Consider the following 18,744-nt stretch of genomic DNA (forward strand, 5'->3'; position numbering starts at 1 on the left):
CTGCTCGTTCGCGCTGTTGTGTCAGCGGGCCGCTGAGAAGATCTGCGGGGCGGACCGGGTCCCGGTGGCCAGGTCCGCGAGGATCCGTCCCACCACGGGAGTGAACTTGAAGCCGTGCCCGGAGAAGCCGGCGCCGATGACCACCGGACCGATCCGGTCGAGGATGAAGTCCTCGTCCGGCGTGGTGGTGTACGTGCAGCTGATGGCCTCGAATGAATCTGCGTCCACCCCTGGCAGCCAGGTCCGGGCATAATCCTGCAGGGCCGCGAGCTGGACCGGCTCGGGGAGGAAGGACCGCCGGTCCGGATCCACCACGGGACCGACGCCGTGCCAGCCGGCCTTGATGCCTTCGCCCGGAGTCTGCATCCCATAGACGGGCGAGTACCAGTCCTTGTACGCAGGTCCGGGTCCCGGCGTGTGGTTGAAGCCGGGCCACACCGCCCCTTGATCGGCGACGCGAAAGTGTGCCGGCTGCTCCTGGGTCACGGTGAGCCGGGGAATCCTGAGCTTGCCGCTTCCGGCCGCGCCGGACAGCAGCTTCTCCGTCCAGCCGCCGGCCGTCACCACTGCCTGCGCGGCGGTGACCACCTCTGTGTTTCCGGTTCCTTCAGTGCCGCCCGTCTCAAGGGTGAGCCGGACGCCGTCGTCCATGATTTTCAGCTCCACCACCTTGGTGTGGTGCCGGATCTCGGCGCCGCGGGCTGCGGCGAGCCGCTGGAAGACGGGGAGCGCCGCCTCGGGGTTCAGCTGGCCGCCGTCGGGCATGTAAAGGACCTGCTGGTCAAAGCGGATGCCGCGCCACCGCTCGGCGGCCTCCTCCGGCCTCACGGACTCTGCCCGGATGCCTGCCTCGGTGAGCGCCGCCTGTACCAGCGCGAGCCGGGGATCAGGGCCATGGTTGACGATCCCCGTGCGCGTGAGCAGCAGTTCGCCGCTGTCCTGCTCGAGTTCCTCCCAGAGCGCCAGCCCCTCGGCCAGCATGGCCACGTACTCCGGCCGGTGGTAGCCCGGGTTCAGGTTGCGGGTGCTGCCGTGCGACGCGCCGTTGTGGTGGCCGGGGCCGAACTGTTCCAGCAGCGTGACCTGGCGGCCGCGGCGGGCCAAAACCCAGGCCGCCGCGGAGCCCATTGCTCCGCCGCCGATCACAACAGTGTCCAGGATTGTTCCCATGTGGCTCCTCAGGTCAGACTTTCAGTTCAGCAGCAGGGCGACGCCGATCATAGCGGGTACCGCCACCACCGTGGTGATCAGGACGGTGTCCTTGGCCACGGTAAGACCGGTCTGGTAGCGGCTGGCGGCAACAAAAACGTTCTGCGCGGTGGGGAGGGACGCCACCACCACGGCCGCGAACAGGGCCGGGCCGTCGAGCCCCACGGCAAAGCGGGCAAAAACGTAGGCGATGGCCGGCTGGACCACCAGTTTGAAGGCACTGGCCAGGAGGGTGTCCAGGCGTCTGCCGGCGGCGGCCTGCAATGGCCGGCTGCCGTTCAGGCTCATGCCGAAGGCGATCAGCATGGCCGGAATCGCGGCGCCGCCGATGAGGTGGATCGGCTCCAGGAGCAGCGGGGGAACCTCCCAACCGGTCCCCGCCACCAGCAGGCCCAGGCCGGAGCCAACAATCATCGGGTTCCGCAGGATCATCAGGATGAATCCCCAGGGCGTGGTCCGGTGCGAGCTGGTGCTGGCATCCAGGATCATCAGGAAAATCGGGGTGAAGAACGCCAGCTGGAAGATCAGCAGCGGCGCCACATAGCTGGCGTCGCCCAGGACGTAGACCGCGATGGGGATGCCAAGGTTCGCGGAGTTGGCCAGGGAAGCGGCCATCGAGGACATCAGTGCTTCCGGCAACGCGCGCTTCAGGAGGAACTTCACGATGCTGAAGAAGACAAGGGCCGTGCAGACGGCGGACACAGCCGTGACCAGCAACGGTTCCGCGAAGACTTCCCGCAGCTGCGCCTTGCTGAGGGTCTCGAAGAGGAGCGCAGGGCTGGCCACAAAGAAGGTCAGGCCACTGAGGACCTGGCGGGCGTTCTCGCCAAGGATCCGCTGGCGGCCCACAAACCAGCCCACCATGATGATGAACCAGACAACAAAGAAGCCCTGCAGCACGCCTACCACGAAAAGCCTCCGAGGCTGCGGCGGCGGTGTCTGCCCGGACTCACGCTCCGGCTACAGGGCGGCGTTGTTCAGGGCGAACGGCGGGCGCATCAGGCCCGGCGTGTGGCACTCAGCGGGGTCGTTACCGATCTGGACAATCTTGTTGTCCTTATCCACATGGATGACCTTCGGGGTGTAGGCATGGGCCTCTTCCGTGGTCATCTGGGCATAGGTGATGAGGATGACAATGTCGTTCTCGTGCATCAGGTGGGCTGCTGCCCCGTTGATGCCGATGACACCGGAGCCGCGCTCGCCGGCGATGGTGTAGGTCTCCAGGCGCGAACCGTTGGTCACGTCCACGATGGCCACGAGTTCGCCGGGAAGGATATCGGCAGCGTCCAGCAGGTCCAGGTCAACGGTGACCGATCCTACGTAGTGCAGGTCGGCATGCGTGACGGTGGCCCGGTGGATTTTGGACTTGAACATTGTGCGATTCATAACCCGCCCAGTCTAGCGTTGGCGCCCGGATCGCGCTGTGACGCACTGAACATGCCGCCGGAGGCTGTTTGCCTCTTCCTGTTACCCGCCTGCCCGGCAAACGACCAGGCGATCGGGCACCTACCCGGATGCGCCGCCGTCGTCCGTCCTTGCTACCGAGATGGCAGTGGCCGCGAGCGTCTCGCGGGCGGCGAGGATGGCGGGCCGCTGCGCGCTGGCGCGCCGCACCGAGGTGAACACGGTGCGGCGCGGATGCCCCGGCAGATCCAGCAGCCGGGCGGTGGTGCCCCGCCCCGTCCAGACCAGGTCCGGCATCAGCCCCACGGCATTCCCGGACTCAATCAGCCTGATCTGCGCCTGCAGGTCCGCTGTTTCGAAGCGCACATCGGGCTCGAATCCGGCACTCCGGCAGGCCTGCTCCGCCCAATGCCGGGAGGCTGCGCCGCGCGGCTCCATCACCCAGGGCAGCGCGGCAGTATCTTCCAGCGACGTGACGGGCGGCCGGCTGGAATCCGCCGGCGGAACGGCCAGCCGGATCGCGTCAGTGGTCAGCTTGATGCGGTCCAGCTCCGGGTACCGCGGGGCGGCGTGGCCCGGATACTGTTCGGCGATGACCAGGTCAAAATCGCGGGCCCACGTCTCATGAAGGGCCGTTTCGGGTTCGCGCTGGATCATTTCGATGCGGACCTCCGGGTACTCCGCCGTCATCCGCGAGAGTGTGTCCGGCATCAGCGCCAGGGCGGCAGACTGGAACACCGCAATCCGTACCGTGCCCGTGACGGTGGTCAGCGACGCCGCCAGGTCCGCCTCCGCCTGCTCCAGGGTTTCGAGCAGCTGGGCGGTGTGCGCCACCAGGACTTCGGCCTGGGGCGTCAGCTGCACGCGCCGCCCCGTCTTCCGGAGCAGCTCCACTCCCACTTCCTTTTCCAGCAGCGCAAGCTGCTGGGAGACCGACGACGGGCTGTACTGCAGAGCCTCCGCCACCTCCGCCAGGGTGCCTCGGATCTTCAGTTCGCGGAGAAGCCGCAGGCGCCGGACATCGAGCATGGCCACATTCCTTGATGAATCTAATGAATATAGGTTAGAAGTAGTCACTTTATCTAACGCAATTGCGCTTGCATACTGGTGTACCTGAGTTACCCCCGTCACAGCCCCTCGCCGGGGCGCCGCGATGGGGCCGCACCCCACGCAGGAGTTCCCGATGAGTACAAGAGATATGTCCCAGTCGATTATGCGGCGCAAGCCCATCGACGATATCGAAGAAGAAAACAAGCACAGCGGGCTGTTCAAGTCCCTCGGGCTCTGGCAGCTCACCGCCATTGGTGTCGGCGGCATCATCGGCGTCGGAATCTTCTCCCTCGCGGGCCTGGTGGCGGCGGGCAGTGCAGGAAACCCGGGGGTGGGGCCAGCGGTGCTGATCTCGTTCCTTGTTGCTGGTCTCGCATCCGCCGCGGCGGCCCTGTCCTACGCCGAGTTTGCAGGCATGATTCCGCGCGCAGGGTCCGCCTACACCTATGGCTACGTTGCCCTGGGTGAGGTGATTGGATGGTTCATCGGCTGGGACCTGCTGCTCGAATACATTGCCATTGTGGCCGTGGTGGCCATTGGCATTTCGGGGTACTTCGACGCCTTCCTGTCGGGAATCGGCGTTAACATGCCTGTCTGGATGACGTCCACGCCGGATGAGGGCAAGGGCGGCATCGTCAACATTCCCGCCATCGTCGTCTGCCTCCTGGTGACCTGGATCCTGTCCCGCGGCACCAAGGCATTCGGCCGGTTTGAACTCGTAGCCGTGGCCATCAAGGTCATCCTGATCCTCTTTATCATCGGCCTGGGCGTCTTCTACATCGACACCAACAACTACAACCCGTTTATGCCCAGCGGCTTCGGGCCGGTCCTGGCCGGTGCCGCGACCGTCTTCTTCGCGGTGTTCGGGTACGACGCCATGAGTACCGCGGCGGAAGAGGCCACGGACGGCAAGAAGCACATGCCGAAGGCCATCATCCTCTCGCTGATCATCGCCATGCTGCTCTACGTCGCTGCCACCCTCGTCCTGACCGGCATGCAGAACTACAAGGACATCGACCCCACGGCCGGCTTCGCTTCCGCCTTCACCGGCGTGGGTCTGCCCGTCATCGCCACCATCATTTCGGTTTTCGCCGTCCTGTCCATCCTTACGGTGATGCTGACCTTCCTCCTGGGTGTCACACGTGTCTGGTTCTCCATGAGCCGCGATGGCCTGCTGCCAGGCTGGTTCGCCAAGACGGACCGGCACGGAACCCCGCAGCGCGTCACCTGGATTGCCGGCGTCGCCTCCGCCCTGCTGGCCGGCGTGTTCCCCATCAAGGCCGTCGCGGACCTCACGAATATTGGCATCCTGGCCGCGTTCGTCGTCGTCTGCTTCGCCGTGATCGTGTTCCGCTACAAGAAGCCGGACGCCCCGCGCACCTTCCGCCTGCCCCTGATGCCCGTTATTCCGGCCTTCGGCGTGCTGGCGTCCGCCTTCCTCATGTTCCAGCTGCACTGGGAGACCTGGATGCGCTTCGGCGTCTGGCTGGTTATCGGCCTGGCCATCTACTTCTTCTACGGCCGCAAGCACTCCCTGATGAACCCGGACAGCCCGCGGCACGAGGAGATCGTGGAGATGCACCGCCCCCTCACCTGACCCCGGGCCTCCCGGGCGTCCACCCGCCCACTACCCCACCGATTCCGGCCCGCCCCCGGACGCTCTCTCACTTACTGCACGTTTTTACCAAACGCTCTCTCACCTTTCGGCGCGAACGACGAACCCTCTCTCACATTGTGTGGGGGAGGGTTCGTCCGCTACTGGGGGACCGCGAGATGGTTGCCCAAAAACCCGCGTTAAGTGAGAGAGGGTTGCCCCCCGAAAGCGGGGATTTCCTGACCATTCGGACGGGATTTCGAATCATTGAGTTTTCTAACCTGTATTGCTCAGAAAACGTCGCTTTATCTTATGTGACTGCAAGCTCATACTGATGAATGAGACCCCTTCCAGACCAAGGAAAGAACGAGCAAATCATGACTCACACTGCAACGGAAGCCGCCGGACAGACAGACGTCCCGCAGGCCCGTGCCCTCGCGGCGGACACCATTACCCTGGTGCGCCGCTGGCTGACCGAGGCTTCGAAAGTTCCCGTTGATGCGTCGGCCGAGCAGCTTGCCGGTGTGCTGAAGGACCCGAACGGCCTGGACTTCACCGTTGGTTTCGTGGACGGCGTGATCCGCCCCGAAGACCTCCACGTCGCTGCCCGCAACCTCGCCGCCCTGGCGCCCAAGGTCCCGGCGTTCCTGCCCTGGTACATGCGCAGCGCCGTCCGGCTCGGCGGCACCATGGCACCGGTCCTGCCGCAGGTGGTCATCCCGATCGCCCGCCGCGTGCTCCGCGAAATGGTGGGCCACCTGATCGTCGACGCCACCGACGCCAAGCTGGGCCCGGCCATCGCCAAGATCCGCAAGGACGGCATCAAGCTCAACGTGAACCTCCTCGGCGAGGCCGTCCTGGGCGAGCACGAGGCTTCCCGCCGGCTCGCGGGAACCCACACACTCCTGGCCCGACCGGACGTGGACTACGTCTCCATCAAGGTTTCCTCCACCGTGGCCCCGCACTCCGCGTGGGCGTTCGACGAGGCCGTGGAGCACGTCGTGGACAAGCTCACGCCGCTGTTCTCCAAAGCCGCCTCCTTCGCGGGCGCGGCGTCAGGTGCTGGCACGGCGTCAGGTGCTGGCGCGGCGAAGAAGGCCAAGTTCATCAACCTGGACATGGAGGAATACAAGGACCTGGACATGACCATCGCGGTGTTCACCCGGATCCTGGATAAGCCCGAGTTCAAGAACCTGGAGGCCGGCATCGTGCTGCAGGCCTACCTCCCGGACGCCCTTTCCGCCATGATCCGTTTGCAGGACTGGGCCGCCGAACGCCGCGCCGACGGCGGCGCCGCGATCAAGGTCCGCGTGGTCAAGGGCGCCAACCTGCCCATGGAACACGTGGAGTCCTCCCTGCACGACTGGCCGCTGGCCACCTGGCACACGAAGCAGGACTCGGACACCAACTACAAGCGCGTCATCAACTATGCGCTGCACCGGGACCGGATCAACAACGTTCGGATCGGCGTCGCCGGCCACAACCTCTTCGACATCGCCTTCGCCTGGCTGCTCGCGAAGCAGCGCGGAGTGGAGTCCGGCATCGAATTCGAGATGCTGCTGGGCATGGCGCAGGGCCAGGCCGAAGCCGTCAAGAAGGACGTCGGCTCGCTGCTGCTGTACACCCCGGTGGTGCACCCGGCCGAGTTCGATGTCGCCATCGCCTACCTGATCCGCCGCCTCGAAGAGGGCGCCAGCCAGGACAACTTCATGTCCGCCGTGTTTGAGCTCAGTGAAAACGAAGTGCTCTTCGAGCGCGAGAAGCAGCGCTTCCTCGCCTCCCTGGACACGCTCGACGACGAGGTCCCCCCGGCCAACCGGCAGCAGAACCGCAGCCTCCCGCCGCAGCCCCTGCCGCGGGACACGTTCGCGAACACCCCGGACACCGACCCGTCGCTGCCCGCCAACCGCACTTGGGGCCGGGCCATCCTGGACCGTGTCCCGTCCTCCACGCTGGGCAACGCCGCCGTCGACGCCGCCACCATCAGTGACGCGGATACCCTCAACACCGTCATCGCCACGGCCGTCGGGAAGGGCAAGGCCTGGGGCGCCCTGTCCGGCGACGAGCGTGCCGAGATCCTGCACCGCGCCGGCGACGTCCTTGAGGCCCGCCGCGCCGACCTCCTGGAGGTCATGGCCAGCGAAACCGGCAAGACCATCGACCAGGGAGATCCCGAGGTCAGCGAAGCCGTGGACTTCGCGCATTACTACGCAGAGTCTGCCCGGAAGCTGGACAGAGTCGACGGCGCCACCTTCGTCCCGGCCAAACTCACCGTGGTGACCCCGCCGTGGAACTTCCCGGTGGCCATCCCTGCAGGGTCCACCCTCGCGGCACTCGCCGCGGGCTCCGCCGTCGTGATCAAACCCGCGAAGCAGGCCCGCCGCAGCGGTGCCGTGATGATCGAAGCACTCTGGGAAGCCGGCGTCCCGCGCGACGTGCTGACCATGGTCCAGCTCGGCGAGCGAGAACTCGGGCAGCAGCTGATCTCCCACCCCGCCGTGGACCGCGTGATCCTCACCGGCGGCTACGAGACCGCGGAGCTCTTCCGCTCCTTCCGCAAGGACCTGCCGTTGCTGGCCGAAACCAGCGGCAAGAACGCCATCATCGTCACACCCAGCGCTGACCTGGACCTGGCCGCCAAGGACGTGGCGTATTCCGCGTTCGGCCATGCCGGCCAGAAGTGCTCGGCAGCATCACTGGTGATCCTGGTGGGCTCCGTTGCCAAGTCCAAGCGCTTCCACAACCAGCTGGTCGACGCCGTCACCTCGCTGAAGGTGGGTTACCCGGAGGACCCCACCAGCCAGATGGGCCCCATCATCGAGCCCGCCAACGGCAAGCTCCTGAACGCGCTCACCACTCTCGGCGAAGGCGAAAGCTGGGCCGTTGAACCGCGCAAGCTGGACGAGACCGGCCGGCTCTGGAGCCCGGGGGTCCGCCACGGCGTCCGCCGCGGATCCTACTTCCACCTCACCGAATTCTTCGGACCGGTCCTCGGCGTCATGACCGCTGACACGCTCGAGGAGGCCATCGCCATCCAGAACCAGGTCGAGTACGGCCTCACCGCCGGCCTGCACTCGCTGAACCCGGACGAGCTCGGCACCTGGCTGGACTCCATTCAGGCCGGCAATCTCTACGTCAACCGCGGCATCACCGGCGCCATCGTGCAGCGCCAGCCGTTCGGCGGCTGGAAGAAATCCGCCGTCGGCGCGGGCACCAAGGCCGGCGGACCCAACTACCTCGCCGGCCTCGGCGACTGGGTCAGCGCGGACGCCTCAGCCACGCGAGCCGTCACCAACGCGGGCGTGGGCCGCATCCAGAACGCCGTCGCAGGCGAACTGCAGCCGGCCGAGATTGAGACGCTGCAGCGCTCCCTCGGGTCCGATGCCCTGGCCTGGGCCGACGAGTTCGGCACCGCCAAGGACGTTTCCGGCCTGAGCGCGGAACGGAACATCTTCCGCTACCGTGCGCTGCCGGTCACCGTGCGGCTCTCCGAAGGTGCCCCGCTGGCCCACCTCGTGCGGACCGTGGCGGCCGGTGTCCTGTCCGGCTCGGCACTGACCGTGTCCACCGCCGTCGAACTTCCCGCACAGCTGCGCGCCGTGCTCACCGGGCTGGACATCACGGTCACCGTGGAGTCCGACGCCGGCTGGCTGGCTTCGGCGGCACGCCTCGCCGCGGCGGGCAAACTGTCCGGCGCGCGGATCCGCCTGATCGGCGGCGACGCCACCGCCCTGGCGCAGGCCACAGGCGGGCGTCCTGACCTGGCGATCTACGCCCACGCAGTCACCGAAGCCGGACGGGTAGAGCTGCTTCCGTTCCTGCACGAGCAGGCCATCAGCATCACGGCCCACCGCTTCGGCACCCCGAACCACCTCTCCGATGAGCTGATCTAGGGCGGGCCGGAACCCAACAAAACGAAAGGCCCGGTGGCCGCCATCGGGGCGGGTGCCGGGCCTTCGCTATTGAATAGTTGATTGGTGATCAGGTGGCTGCGCTCGGTTAAGCCGGAGCGAGCCGGGAGACCGTACCTAAATTAGCCCAGGTACCAGCCTGGAGGAGTCCACGATGCAGGAACATTGTGGGCAGAAAAATCTTCGCAACGGGTGCAGGTGTAGGCGACTTCGCCCAGTGTCCTGACCGCCCCGTCACGCCGGTAAACCGGAGGAATGTAGGACTCGAGATAGATGAATTCATCCGTGCCACATTTGTCGCATGTGGGCTTGCCGATGTACTCGGCCGCCCGCGAAATGCCGGCGTTATGGCTGGAATGATGACTGGCCAGCGGCCGTACGGTGCTGTGTCGCTGGGTATGTACAGTGTGTAAATGGGTGTTCTCGGCTGTCGTCATTGGCTGCCTATCCCGAGTGCGGCCGCATCATGGGCTGCAGGGCGCACTCGTAGTGTTGAACCGGCCACTGCTTGACCCATGGATATTCCAGCATAGGCGAGGCGGGCTTTTACTTCAATGGTTCGCTTCCAGCCCTGATTCCTGCGGCAAATTCGGTCATACCGACTTCTTGAGCGTCCGCCCGACGATGGTCTGGGTCAGCGCATCGATCACTTCGGCGTTGGCCAGCGGGTTCCGGATCAGGGTGAAATCCACATCGCCCACTGGAGGCAGGTCGAACCGGCGGGTGATGATCTTGAGGTCTTCGGGAACCAGCGACGTCGGCATCACAGCCACGCCGATGCCTGCCCGGAGTGCCGCCAGGACACCACTGATCTGCCGGGTCGTGCACGTGATCCGCCAGGTCCGGCCGCTTGATTCCAGTGCATCGATGGCCAGCTTCCGGCTGAGGCTGGGGGAGGGGTAGGAGATCAGCGGTACGGGATGCCCGGGCTCCAGTGACGTCTGTTCCAGCCCCACCCAGGAAAAGGTGTCGTGCTGGACCACGGTGCCGTCCTTGACGCCAGCCACCCACTTCACAAACACCAGGTCCAGCTGGCCGGCGCTGAGCTTCTTGTAAAGCTGGTCGCTCTGGCCAACGGTGAGCTCCAGGTTGATCTGCGGATAGACCTGGCGGAACTCCCGAAGGATCCGGGGGAGACCGGTGATGGCCAGGTCGTCCGCCGTGCCGAACCGCAGCCGGCCCCGCATGGCCGAGCCGGAGAAGTAACGGGTGGCGGCATCATGGGCCGAAAGGATGGTGCGGGCGAAGCCGGCCATCGCGTCACCGTTGTCCGTGAGCCGGACATCGCGGGTGTCCCTGCTGATGAGAATGCGCTTCGCCGCCGTTTCCAGCTTGCGGACATGCTGGCTGACGGTGGGCTGTGCCAGGCCCAGGCGCTCCGCGGCCTTGGTAAAGCTGAGCGTCTCGGCTACGGCCAGGAACGAACGGAGCTGGGCGGGTTCGTACACAGTGGACTCCTTTGCTGCGGGCTGACTGTCCACCCACGTCAGAGTGAGTGTTATTACGTTTTGTAATGGTAGTTATAGATGCGATAGGGCTACATAATCATCTGGAGCCAGCCTAGCGTGGGAAGCATCCCAGTCCGCCCGCTTCCCTGAGGACATCCCTGTGGCACCCCCACCGCCAACGTCGGCAACCGTCAGCCAGCCCGTCATCGACTCCGCCTCCGCGTCCGCTACCGCCGCCTCCGCCCAGACCCAACCCATCGCCGTCGTCAGTGAACACCTCCCCTGGCGGCACACGTTTATCTCCCTGAAAGTCCCCAACTTCCGCATCTTCGCGATCGGGCACTTTGTCGCCGTGATCGCCCTCTGGATGCAGCGGATCGCCCAGGACTGGCTGGTGCTGGAACTGTCCGGCTCCGTCACCGCCGTGGGCATCACCGTGGCGCTGCAGTTCATGCCGTCGCTGCTGTTGGGGCCGTGGGGCGGCATGATGGCGGACAGGTTTGCCAAGCGCCGGATCCTCATCCTGTGCCAGAGCCTCGCCGCGGTCCTCGCAGCAGCACTCGCTGCGCTTGCCCTGACCGGCGCCATCGAAGTGTGGCACGTGTATCTCATCGCGCTGCTGCTGGGCCTGGTCACCGTGCTGGACCAGCCCGCGCGCCAGGTGTTCGTCAACGAACTGGTTGGCCCCAGATACCTCCGGAACGCCATCAGTGTCAACTCAACGACGTTCCAGCTGGGCGGCCTGATCGGTCCGGCAGTGGCGGGACTGCTGCTCACCGCGGTCGGCGCCGGCTGGGCCTTCGCCGCGAATGCGCTGGCGTGCTGCTCTACCGTGGCCATGCTGCTGCTCCTGCGCAAGGACCAACTGTTTGTCAGCGCCCCCGTGCCCAAGAAGAAGGGCATGCTGCGGGAAGGACTGCAGTACGCGCTCAGCAAGCCCACCATCTACTGGCCGTGGCTGATGGCCGGCTTCATCTCCGTCTTCGCCATGAGCCTGCCGGTCCTCCTCGCCGCGTTCGCGGACCACGTGTTCGACGTCGGGGCGGGCGGCTATGGCCTGCTGAACGCCTTGGTGGCACTGGGTGCGCTGACCGGCGCCGTCGCGTCCACCCGGCGCCGCCAGTTGCGGCTCCGCTCCGTGGTGTTCTGCGCCGGAATGTATGGCCTGATGCTGTGCCTGGCCGCCTTGGCGCCGTCCATGCTCTGGTTCAGCGTGGTGATGGTCCTGTCCGGGTTCTGGTGCCTGATGTTCCTCACCGGCTCCAACCAGCTGGTCCAGATCAGCTCCAACATGGGCATCCGGGGGCGGGTCATGAGCCTGTACATCATGGTGCTGATCGGCGGGCAGGCCATCGGCGGGCCCATGCTCGGGTGGATCGCCGAGCACGTGGACCCGCACGTGGCACTCATGGTGTCCGGCGGGGTGCCGGCGCTCGCCGCGGTGACTGTCGCCGTCGTCCTGGCCCGAAAAGGCGCGCTGGCGCTCCGGGTGGACCTCAAGGACCGCCGCCACCCGCTGCGGATCGTCAGACGGGTGGCCACGGCCTAAAGGGCCCTGCCTAACGGAAACGCGGGGTCACTTAGCGCCCATAAATCCCCCCGGGATGGGCACTAAGTGACCCCGCTTTGGTTGGTGGCGGCTGCCTGAAAGTCGGCGGCCGCTTAAGCCGGCAGGTGCGGGTACTCGGCCCCGCGCTGCTGGAACTCCAGCACGTCCTTGTTGAGGACCACACCTTCGCGGATTTCGATGGCGCGGGAAATGGTTTCATTGCCGTCCCACTCCGCGGGGCCGCCGATGACCGTCTCAAGGAACGGCAGCAGGGCCTGGCTGATCTCCCAGCTGGAGGAATTCCAGAGGTAGGACGGGCTGTGGTCCACCGCGTAATAGTTGATGTGGTCGCCGATGGTAAACATCGGTTCTGCGAACGTGGTGGACCGCGCCCAGCTGAAGCCCATTCCCTCGTCGCACGAAACGTCCACGATCAGGCTGCCCGGGCTGAACGCCGCGAGGTCCTCAGTCCGCAAATACGTCAGCGGATTGTTCGGATCCTGCAGCGTGCAGTTGACCACGATGTCGCTCTCGGCCAGGAACGGCGCCAGCGGAACCCGGCCCCGCTCGGTGATGACCTGGCTGAGGAAGGGGGCCTTGTCGTCGTGATCAAACTGGACGATGTTGACCGAGTGGATCGGGGCGCCAACGGCCGCAACTCCGCGGTTGGTCAGCACCTGGACGTCGTGGATGCCATGCGCGTTCAGCGCGGTCACGGCGCCGCGGGCGGTCGCGCCGAAGCCGATCACCACGGCACTGAGCCGGCGGCCGTAGTCACCCGTGGAGCCGGTGAGCGAGAGCGCATGAAGCACCGAGCAGTAGCCGGCCAGCTCGTTGTTTTTATGGAACACGTGAAGCCCGAAACCGCCGTCGCTCGCCCAGTGGTTCATCGCTTCGAAGGCGATGAGCGTGAGCTTCTTGTCGATGGCCAGCTGGGTGATGGCGCGGTCCTGGACACAGTGCGGCCAGCCCCAGAGGATCTGGCCGTCGCGCAGTTCCGCGAGGTCCTCCGGCTGCGGCTTGGGCAGGAGTACGACGTCGGCCTCCGCCAGCAGCGCTTCCTTGGTGGCCATTTTGCCCACGAGGGTTGAGAGCTGGTCATCCGAGACGCCGAAGCGCTCACCATAGCCCTGCTCCAGGATGATGCGCTGGCGCAGTTCCGGAGCGATCCGCTCGAAATGCAGGGGGTGGATGGGGAGGCGGCGTTCGTCCGGTTTCCGGGTGGATGCCAGCACGCCGAGGGTCAGGTGGCTCTGTTGGCCACTCACTTCTTTTTTGCGGCCTTGGACGTGATGTCCAGGGAGGTGGCCGGCGCACCGGCGGCCCGCTTGTCGGCGCGCTTTTCCTTGATGGACTTGCCGGCTTTTTTGGATGCTGCTTGACGCGGGGACTTGTCAGCCATGATTGCTCCTGTAGCGGAACCGAAGAGGTTCCTGACTTCTGACGATACACGGCTGGGCCTAACAGCCCCCCGGGTGATGGCCGTATGGAGTGGGAGTGGCCGCGCCGCCGCGCCAGCTGCCGTGGTGCGAAAACCGGTGGTGAGAAACATTGGAGCGGCTGACGGGAATCGGACCCGCGTATCAAGCTTGGGAAGCTAGCGCTCTACCATTGAGCTACAGCCGCATCGCCCCGTTTTCAGCGGGGCAGAACTTAGCTTAGCGCAGATGCGATCACGCGCCAGCAACCGTGACCACACACTGGACCCGTGTTCGCCAGGATGGCCGCTACCGGCCGCGTCATCCAGTAACTCTTCAATAACGGCGCCGTCGGTGGCTAGGTCCGGGGCGGGCCGAGTGGCTACTCTGAACCCGTTAGCTGCGGTGTCATGGGGGTGGGGCGGGCTACCACCTGACCGGCCGCTAACTAAGGACTCCCATGGTATTTGCAGAGCACGAGGTGCTTATCCGCTGCGACGCAATGACCGTGTACGCGTTCCTGGTGGACGGAATGAACCTTCCCCTATGGCGCAGGGGCATCCGCAGCATCGGCTTGATGTCCGGGGCCGCCGGAACCAAGGGCGCTGTGTACCGGCAGACAACCACGGGCCGGTCAGGACGGACGATCCCCGCCGACTTTGAAATAACGCAGGCCAGGCCGGGCGCCGAGATCCAATTCCGTGTGATCTCCGGACCTTCGCAGCCCACCGGCGGGTACTACCTCAGCACCGAGCCAGCCGGCACGCGAGTCAGGTTCGCCCTCGAGTACCAGCCCAAAGGCCTCCTGGGCCTGATGAACACCGGCATCCAGCGCACCATCAGGGCCGAAGTGTCCCAGCTCGCACGGCTCAAAGATGTCCTGGAAGTGCGGACGGCCGCCTGAGCGCTACTGCGCCAGCCGCTGGCCCGCCCAGTTTCCGGTGATGTTCGACGGCGACGCCAGGGTTCCGGTGCTCAGGTTCCAGTATTGCACCACGTCATTGGCCCGGCGCAGCGCCACCCCCGTGGAGTTCAGGGCTGTCACGTCGCGCAGCGGACGGATCCCGGTGACATCTGTCCAGCCGGTGGCGACGGTGAGCCGGGCTTCGACGCGTGGCGCCGGAGTGCCGGCTCCGCGGTAAAGCTGCACAGCGCCATCGGACCTAATTGCCAGGAGATCCTGGAAGCCGTCGGCGTCATAATCCACCATGCTCAGCTTCCTGGCCGAGACAGTGCTCGCTATCTGGGTGCGCGTGGACATGTCGGCCAGGCCAACGTTCGGGTAGAGATAGAGCGTGGTGCCCTCCAGGGCGACCAGCTGGGGGAGCCGGTTGTTGGCGCACCAGCCGCCGACGGCCAACGTCAGGGTTTCCCAGCCGCCACTGCCCAGGGTGACCGACGCCTGGAAACCGCCGGTGGCGATGCCTCGGTGCAGGGTCAGGTTGCCGGTGGTCCACTGGGTCAGGAGGTCGTAGGCGCCGTCGCGGTCCCAGTCCGTGGTGAACACTTCCTTGGCCGTCCCGAAACCGGAGCCGATGACCTTGGCAGCACCAAAGGTCCTGTTCCCTGTGGAGGGGCGGTTGATGAGCTGGCCTGCTGCGTTGATGGTCACCAGATCAGCGGCACTGTTGATCGCCGCGTTAGCCAGATTCAGGGTGGGCGGCATGTGTTTGACGGCCGGGTCGCACATGGTCGGCGGCGGAGGGGGGAAGGCACCCCCGCCGGCGGAGCTCCCCCCGGGCGACGTGACAGTGCCGGCGGGCAGTGTGGTGTAGCCGAAGAAGTTCACCACACCCCAGATCGTGTACAGGCTGTTCGTGTACGAGATCCCGGCGCCCATGACGTTGAACCGCGGATCGAGCAGCATGGCGTTGTGGCCGGGAGAGCCCTTCCACCACTCCACCAGCTTCGCCGCGTCGCGGTCCGTGCGGATGGCGATGACCTCACCGCCGCTGTTCGGGTTCAGGGCGCGGGGGTCGGTCCAGAAGCTGGCGCGGTGTTCAATGACATCCCGGGAAGCGATGCTGTCGGACCATTCCTGGGCCATGCCGGCCACCGTGGGGTGGTACTTGACCGGTGCCAGGCTATTGGCCGCCCGGTACTCGTTGATCTTGGTGAAAACCGTGAGGATGGCGGCCGTGTTGCTGTCCGGCACCAGGGCCTCGGTGCCAAGGGATTCGGTGGTGAGGGATTCCGTTGCGGGGGCTGGAGCGGTGGGAGCCGACAGCGTGGGAGCCGCGGTTTTGTTGTGGGCCAGTTCGGATTCGGGGGCCCAGAGGGGCGGCAGCGACGGCGGCTCGGGCGCGACTGGTTCGGGCGTGGTGGTCCCGTGGGCAGCCACCGTGGCCGTCGGCGGCGCCGCTGCGGTCCCTGACGTGCCTTCTCCGGCGGGTGACGCCGGTGTGATCACCGGTTCCACGGCCGGGGCGAGCGGGGAACCGGTGCCGGTCACAAGGTCGGGTGCGCCGTCGTCGTCGTCCGCGGTTCCCGCAGGGCCCAATGTGACCGTGCGCGGTCCAAAGGCACCAGCCTGAACTGGCGCATTCGCCGCCGGGCCGGAATACATGCCGGCGGCCGGGGACACGAGGGCGAGCGCGCACAACATGGCCACAACGGCGGGCGCCGCAAATTTATTCAAAACCAACCCCAGATCAGTTTAGTTGTACCAACCGGGAGACCATCCGGCGGCTGACATACTGAGGCCACATTAGCCCCACTAGGCGACAGCAACAACGAAAAAGTGTGTGCTGTGGACAACGCATAGTAATTTGGGACGGTGCTGATCTCTGACCGCGACATTCGTGCCGAACTAGACACCCAACGGATCGTCCTCGAACCGTACGATCCCGCGATGGTCCAGCCATCCTCGGTGGACGTGCGGATCGACCGGTTCTTCCGACTTTTCGACAACCATAAGTACGCGCATATCGACCCCGCCGAAGAGCAGCCCGAGCTGACGCGGCTTGTGGAGGTGGAGAGCGGTGAGCCGTTCATCCTGCACCCCGGCGAGTTTGTCCTGGGTTCCACCTACGAGGCCGTCACGTTGCCGGACGACATTGCTGCGCGGTTGGAGGGCAAGTCGTCCCTGGGCCGGCTGGGCCTGCTGACGCACTCCACGGCCGGGTTCATTGATCCGGGGTTTTCTGGCCACGTCACGCTGGAGCTGTCCAACATGGCCACGCTGCCCATCAAGCTGTGGCCCGGCATGAAGATCGGCCAGTTGTGCTTTTTCCGGCTGACCTCTGCTGCCGAGTTCCCGTACGGCTCCGGCGAATACGGCAACCGCTACCAGGGCCAGCGCGGGCCGACAGCCAGCCGCAGCCACCTGAACTTCCACCGCACCGAGGTCTGAGCCGCACCTCTCGGCGCGGGGAGCGTGCTTGGCTTACGCCTTCGCGGCCAACCGGACAGGCCGGCCGAACGCCTTGAGCACCGGTTCCACATAACGCGCGGCCAGCGGCCCGAGGACGGCCATGATCAGCACGTAGGCGGTTGCCAGGGCGGCGAGGTCGTCCGGGACCACGCCCGACGCCACGGCCAGGCCGGCGATCACGATGGAGAACTCGCCGCGGGCTATCAGGGCGGCGCCTGCACGGAAGCGGCCCGGGCGTGCAATTCCGGCCCGCTTGGCAGCCCAGATTCCCGTGAGCATCTTGGTCGTGGCAGTGATGGCCGCCAGGATCAGGGCCCAGCCGAGTACCGGCGGGATCGTCGACGGGTCTGTGTTGAGCCCGAAGGCCACAAAGAAGATGGCCGCAAAGAGATCCCGCAGCGGTTCCAGGATCCGGGTGGCGCTGTGGGCGGTAGCTCCCGAGATCGCGATGCCCAACATAAATGCGCCCACTGCGGCCGAAACCTGCAGGGCTGACGCGACGCCGGCCACCAGGAGTGCGGCGCCGAGCAGGTTGAGCAGGAATACTTCGGAGTTTTCGCTGTGCACCGCTTTTGATACACGGTGGCCGTGCCGCAGCGCCACCATTAACACGACGGTGACCACCGCCAGCGAGATTGCTACCGTGGTGAGTCCGCCCAGGAAGCTCACGCCCGCGAGGGTGGCGGTGAGGATGGGCAGGTACACAGCCATGGCCAGGTCCTCGAACACGAGGATGGACAGTACCACGGGGGTCTCGCGGTTACCGATCCGGCCCAGGTCAGTGATGACTTTGGCGGCGATCCCTGAGGACGAAATGTACGTGACACCGCCCATAACCATGGCGCCCACCGTTCCCCAGCCGAGCAGGAGCGCCAGCGCCGCGCCGGGCAGGAAATTCAGCACCAGGTCAAGAACACCGGCCTGCCAGGACCTGCGCAGACCGGTGAAAAGCTCGGCAGCCGTATATTCCAAACCGAGCATAAGCAGCAGCAGGATCACCCCGATTTCGCCCGAGAGATGTGCGAATTCGTGCATACCTTCGAGTTTGACCACACCGCCTGCGCCGAAGGCGAGTCCGCCAACGAGGTAGAGCGGGATGGGTGACATTCCGATCCGTCCGGCCAGCCTGGCCAGGAGGCCAAGGCAGAACACAACGGCCCCCAGTTCAATGAGGGTCAGGGCCAGCGGGTCCATGACGCTCAGCCGTTGCGCAGGATGTCGGCCGCCGAATCGAGGCCTTCTTGCGTTCCAACTGCAACGAGGAGGTCGCCGGAGTGAAGTACGACGTCGGGTCCCGGCGACGGGAGCACTTCGCCTTCACGCATGATCGCCACGATCGAGACTCCGCAGCGGGTGCGGATGCAGGCCTTCCCCATGGGCTGGTTCTGGAACGGGGATTCCGGAGCGATGGAGAACTGTCGGGTCACGATGCCCGGAATCTCCTTGTGCTCTTCACTCAGTTTCATGGCCAGGCGCTGCCCGCCCAGGAGGTTGCCCAGAGCGGCGGCCTCATCCCCGGTCAGGGGAATCGACGCCTGGCAGGTGTCGGGATCGTCCCAGGTGGAAACGATGAGTTCCATCGTGCCCTCCCGTAGCTCCACAACGCCGATGCGGCGGCCGGAAGCCGTCATGAAGTCCTTCCGCCGGCCCATGCCGGGGAGGTCAGTCTCGTCCACGTTCATACCACCAGCCTAGTCTTTGCCGGCCGGTTTCGGGCGGGGGTGCGCAAGGCGGCGCGAGCGTACACTTGCGGCCCCTTTGCGCACACACATACAGCGCGAACTGGCA

The 18,744-nt window shown here is 65.8% G+C and carries 15 protein-coding genes and 1 tRNA gene; 5 read left to right on the forward strand and 11 right to left on the reverse strand.

Annotated elements, in window-relative coordinates; genetic code table 11:
- Nucleotides 1–21 precede the first annotated feature (21 nt).
- The 4 genes from NFC73_RS12760 to NFC73_RS12775 form a co-directional block, all read right to left on the reverse strand.
- Complete coding sequence (locus tag NFC73_RS12760; protein WP_254750748.1) at nucleotides 22–1,170, reverse strand: FAD-dependent oxidoreductase; 1,149 nt, start codon at nucleotides 1,168–1,170, stop codon at nucleotides 22–24.
- Between the two features lie 21 nt (nucleotides 1,171–1,191).
- Nucleotides 1,192–2,118: an AEC family transporter gene (locus NFC73_RS12765; protein ID WP_254750750.1), complete on the reverse strand. Its 927-nt coding sequence runs from the start codon at nucleotides 2,116–2,118 to the stop codon at nucleotides 1,192–1,194.
- A gap of 51 nt (nucleotides 2,119–2,169) precedes the next feature.
- Nucleotides 2,170–2,595, reverse strand: a complete 426-nt coding sequence (gene panD / locus NFC73_RS12770; RefSeq protein WP_254750752.1) for an aspartate 1-decarboxylase — start codon at nucleotides 2,593–2,595, stop codon at nucleotides 2,170–2,172.
- 120 nt (nucleotides 2,596–2,715) lie between these two features.
- Nucleotides 2,716–3,642, reverse strand: coding sequence for a LysR substrate-binding domain-containing protein (locus NFC73_RS12775; protein WP_254750754.1), 927 nt, complete (start codon nucleotides 3,640–3,642; stop codon nucleotides 2,716–2,718).
- 154 nt (nucleotides 3,643–3,796) lie between these two features.
- On the opposite strand from NFC73_RS12775, the gene NFC73_RS12780 reads away from it, so the two are divergent.
- Together NFC73_RS12780 and NFC73_RS12785 are read left to right on the forward strand one after the other, a co-directional pair.
- Nucleotides 3,797–5,260: an amino acid permease gene (locus NFC73_RS12780; protein ID WP_254750756.1), complete on the forward strand. Its 1,464-nt coding sequence runs from the start codon at nucleotides 3,797–3,799 to the stop codon at nucleotides 5,258–5,260.
- Between the two features lie 374 nt (nucleotides 5,261–5,634).
- On the forward strand, nucleotides 5,635–9,150 hold the full coding sequence (locus NFC73_RS12785) for a proline dehydrogenase family protein (RefSeq protein ID WP_254750758.1): 3,516 nt from the start codon (nucleotides 5,635–5,637) through the stop codon (nucleotides 9,148–9,150).
- A 611-nt stretch (nucleotides 9,151–9,761) separates the two neighbouring features.
- Here the strand turns inward: NFC73_RS12785 and NFC73_RS12790 are convergent.
- Entirely contained in the window at nucleotides 9,762–10,616 is an 855-nt protein-coding gene (locus NFC73_RS12790; RefSeq protein ID WP_254750760.1) for a LysR family transcriptional regulator, read from the reverse strand.
- Nucleotides 10,617–10,776: 160 nt separating this feature from the next.
- On the opposite strand from NFC73_RS12790, the gene NFC73_RS12795 reads away from it, so the two are divergent.
- A complete protein-coding gene (locus NFC73_RS12795) occupies nucleotides 10,777–12,165 on the forward strand; it encodes an MFS transporter (RefSeq protein WP_254750762.1) in 1,389 nt (462 codons plus the stop codon).
- Nucleotides 12,166–12,278: 113 nt separating this feature from the next.
- Here the strand turns inward: NFC73_RS12795 and NFC73_RS12800 are convergent, their stop codons facing one another.
- The 3 genes from NFC73_RS12800 to NFC73_RS12810 all read right to left on the reverse strand — a co-directional run bounded on the left by NFC73_RS12800 (nucleotide 12,279) and on the right by NFC73_RS12810 (nucleotide 13,791).
- Nucleotides 12,279–13,433, reverse strand: a complete 1,155-nt coding sequence (locus NFC73_RS12800) for a N(5)-(carboxyethyl)ornithine synthase (RefSeq protein ID WP_254750764.1) — start codon at nucleotides 13,431–13,433, stop codon at nucleotides 12,279–12,281.
- A complete protein-coding gene (locus tag NFC73_RS12805; RefSeq protein ID WP_167349828.1) occupies nucleotides 13,430–13,567 on the reverse strand; it encodes a hypothetical protein in 138 nt (45 codons plus the stop codon). Before NFC73_RS12805 ends, NFC73_RS12800 begins: the two co-directional genes overlap by 4 nt.
- 150 nt (nucleotides 13,568–13,717) lie before the next feature.
- Nucleotides 13,718–13,791 (reverse strand) — tRNA-Gly (locus NFC73_RS12810).
- Nucleotides 13,792–14,043: 252 nt separating this feature from the next.
- On the opposite strand from NFC73_RS12810, the gene NFC73_RS12815 reads away from it, so the two are divergent.
- A complete protein-coding gene (locus NFC73_RS12815) occupies nucleotides 14,044–14,487 on the forward strand; it encodes an SRPBCC family protein (protein WP_254750766.1) in 444 nt (147 codons plus the stop codon).
- 3 nt (nucleotides 14,488–14,490) lie between these two features.
- Here the strand turns inward: NFC73_RS12815 and NFC73_RS12820 are convergent, their stop codons facing one another.
- Nucleotides 14,491–16,221: a CAP domain-containing protein gene (locus NFC73_RS12820; protein ID WP_308292682.1), complete on the reverse strand. Its 1,731-nt coding sequence runs from the start codon at nucleotides 16,219–16,221 to the stop codon at nucleotides 14,491–14,493.
- 138 nt (nucleotides 16,222–16,359) lie between these two features.
- Here NFC73_RS12820 and dcd point away from each other — a divergent pair, with 138 nt between their 5' ends.
- Entirely contained in the window at nucleotides 16,360–16,935 is a 576-nt protein-coding gene (dcd, locus tag NFC73_RS12825) for a dCTP deaminase (protein ID WP_104063269.1), read from the forward strand.
- A gap of 33 nt (nucleotides 16,936–16,968) precedes the next feature.
- Here dcd and NFC73_RS12830 read toward each other — a convergent pair whose 3' ends face one another.
- Both NFC73_RS12830 and NFC73_RS12835 read right to left on the reverse strand, forming a co-directional pair.
- A complete protein-coding gene (locus NFC73_RS12830; RefSeq protein WP_254750768.1) occupies nucleotides 16,969–18,150 on the reverse strand; it encodes a cation:proton antiporter in 1,182 nt (393 codons plus the stop codon).
- Nucleotides 18,151–18,155: 5 nt separating this feature from the next.
- Nucleotides 18,156–18,638 carry a cation:proton antiporter regulatory subunit gene (locus NFC73_RS12835; RefSeq protein ID WP_254750770.1) on the reverse strand — a complete coding sequence of 161 codons (483 nt, stop codon included), beginning with the start codon at nucleotides 18,636–18,638 and terminating at the stop codon, nucleotides 18,156–18,158.
- Nucleotides 18,639–18,744: the final 106 nt, after the last annotated feature.

The sequence above is a fragment of the Pseudarthrobacter humi genome, from assembly GCF_024294965.1.
Lineage (GTDB): Bacteria > Actinomycetota > Actinomycetes > Actinomycetales > Micrococcaceae > Arthrobacter > Arthrobacter humi.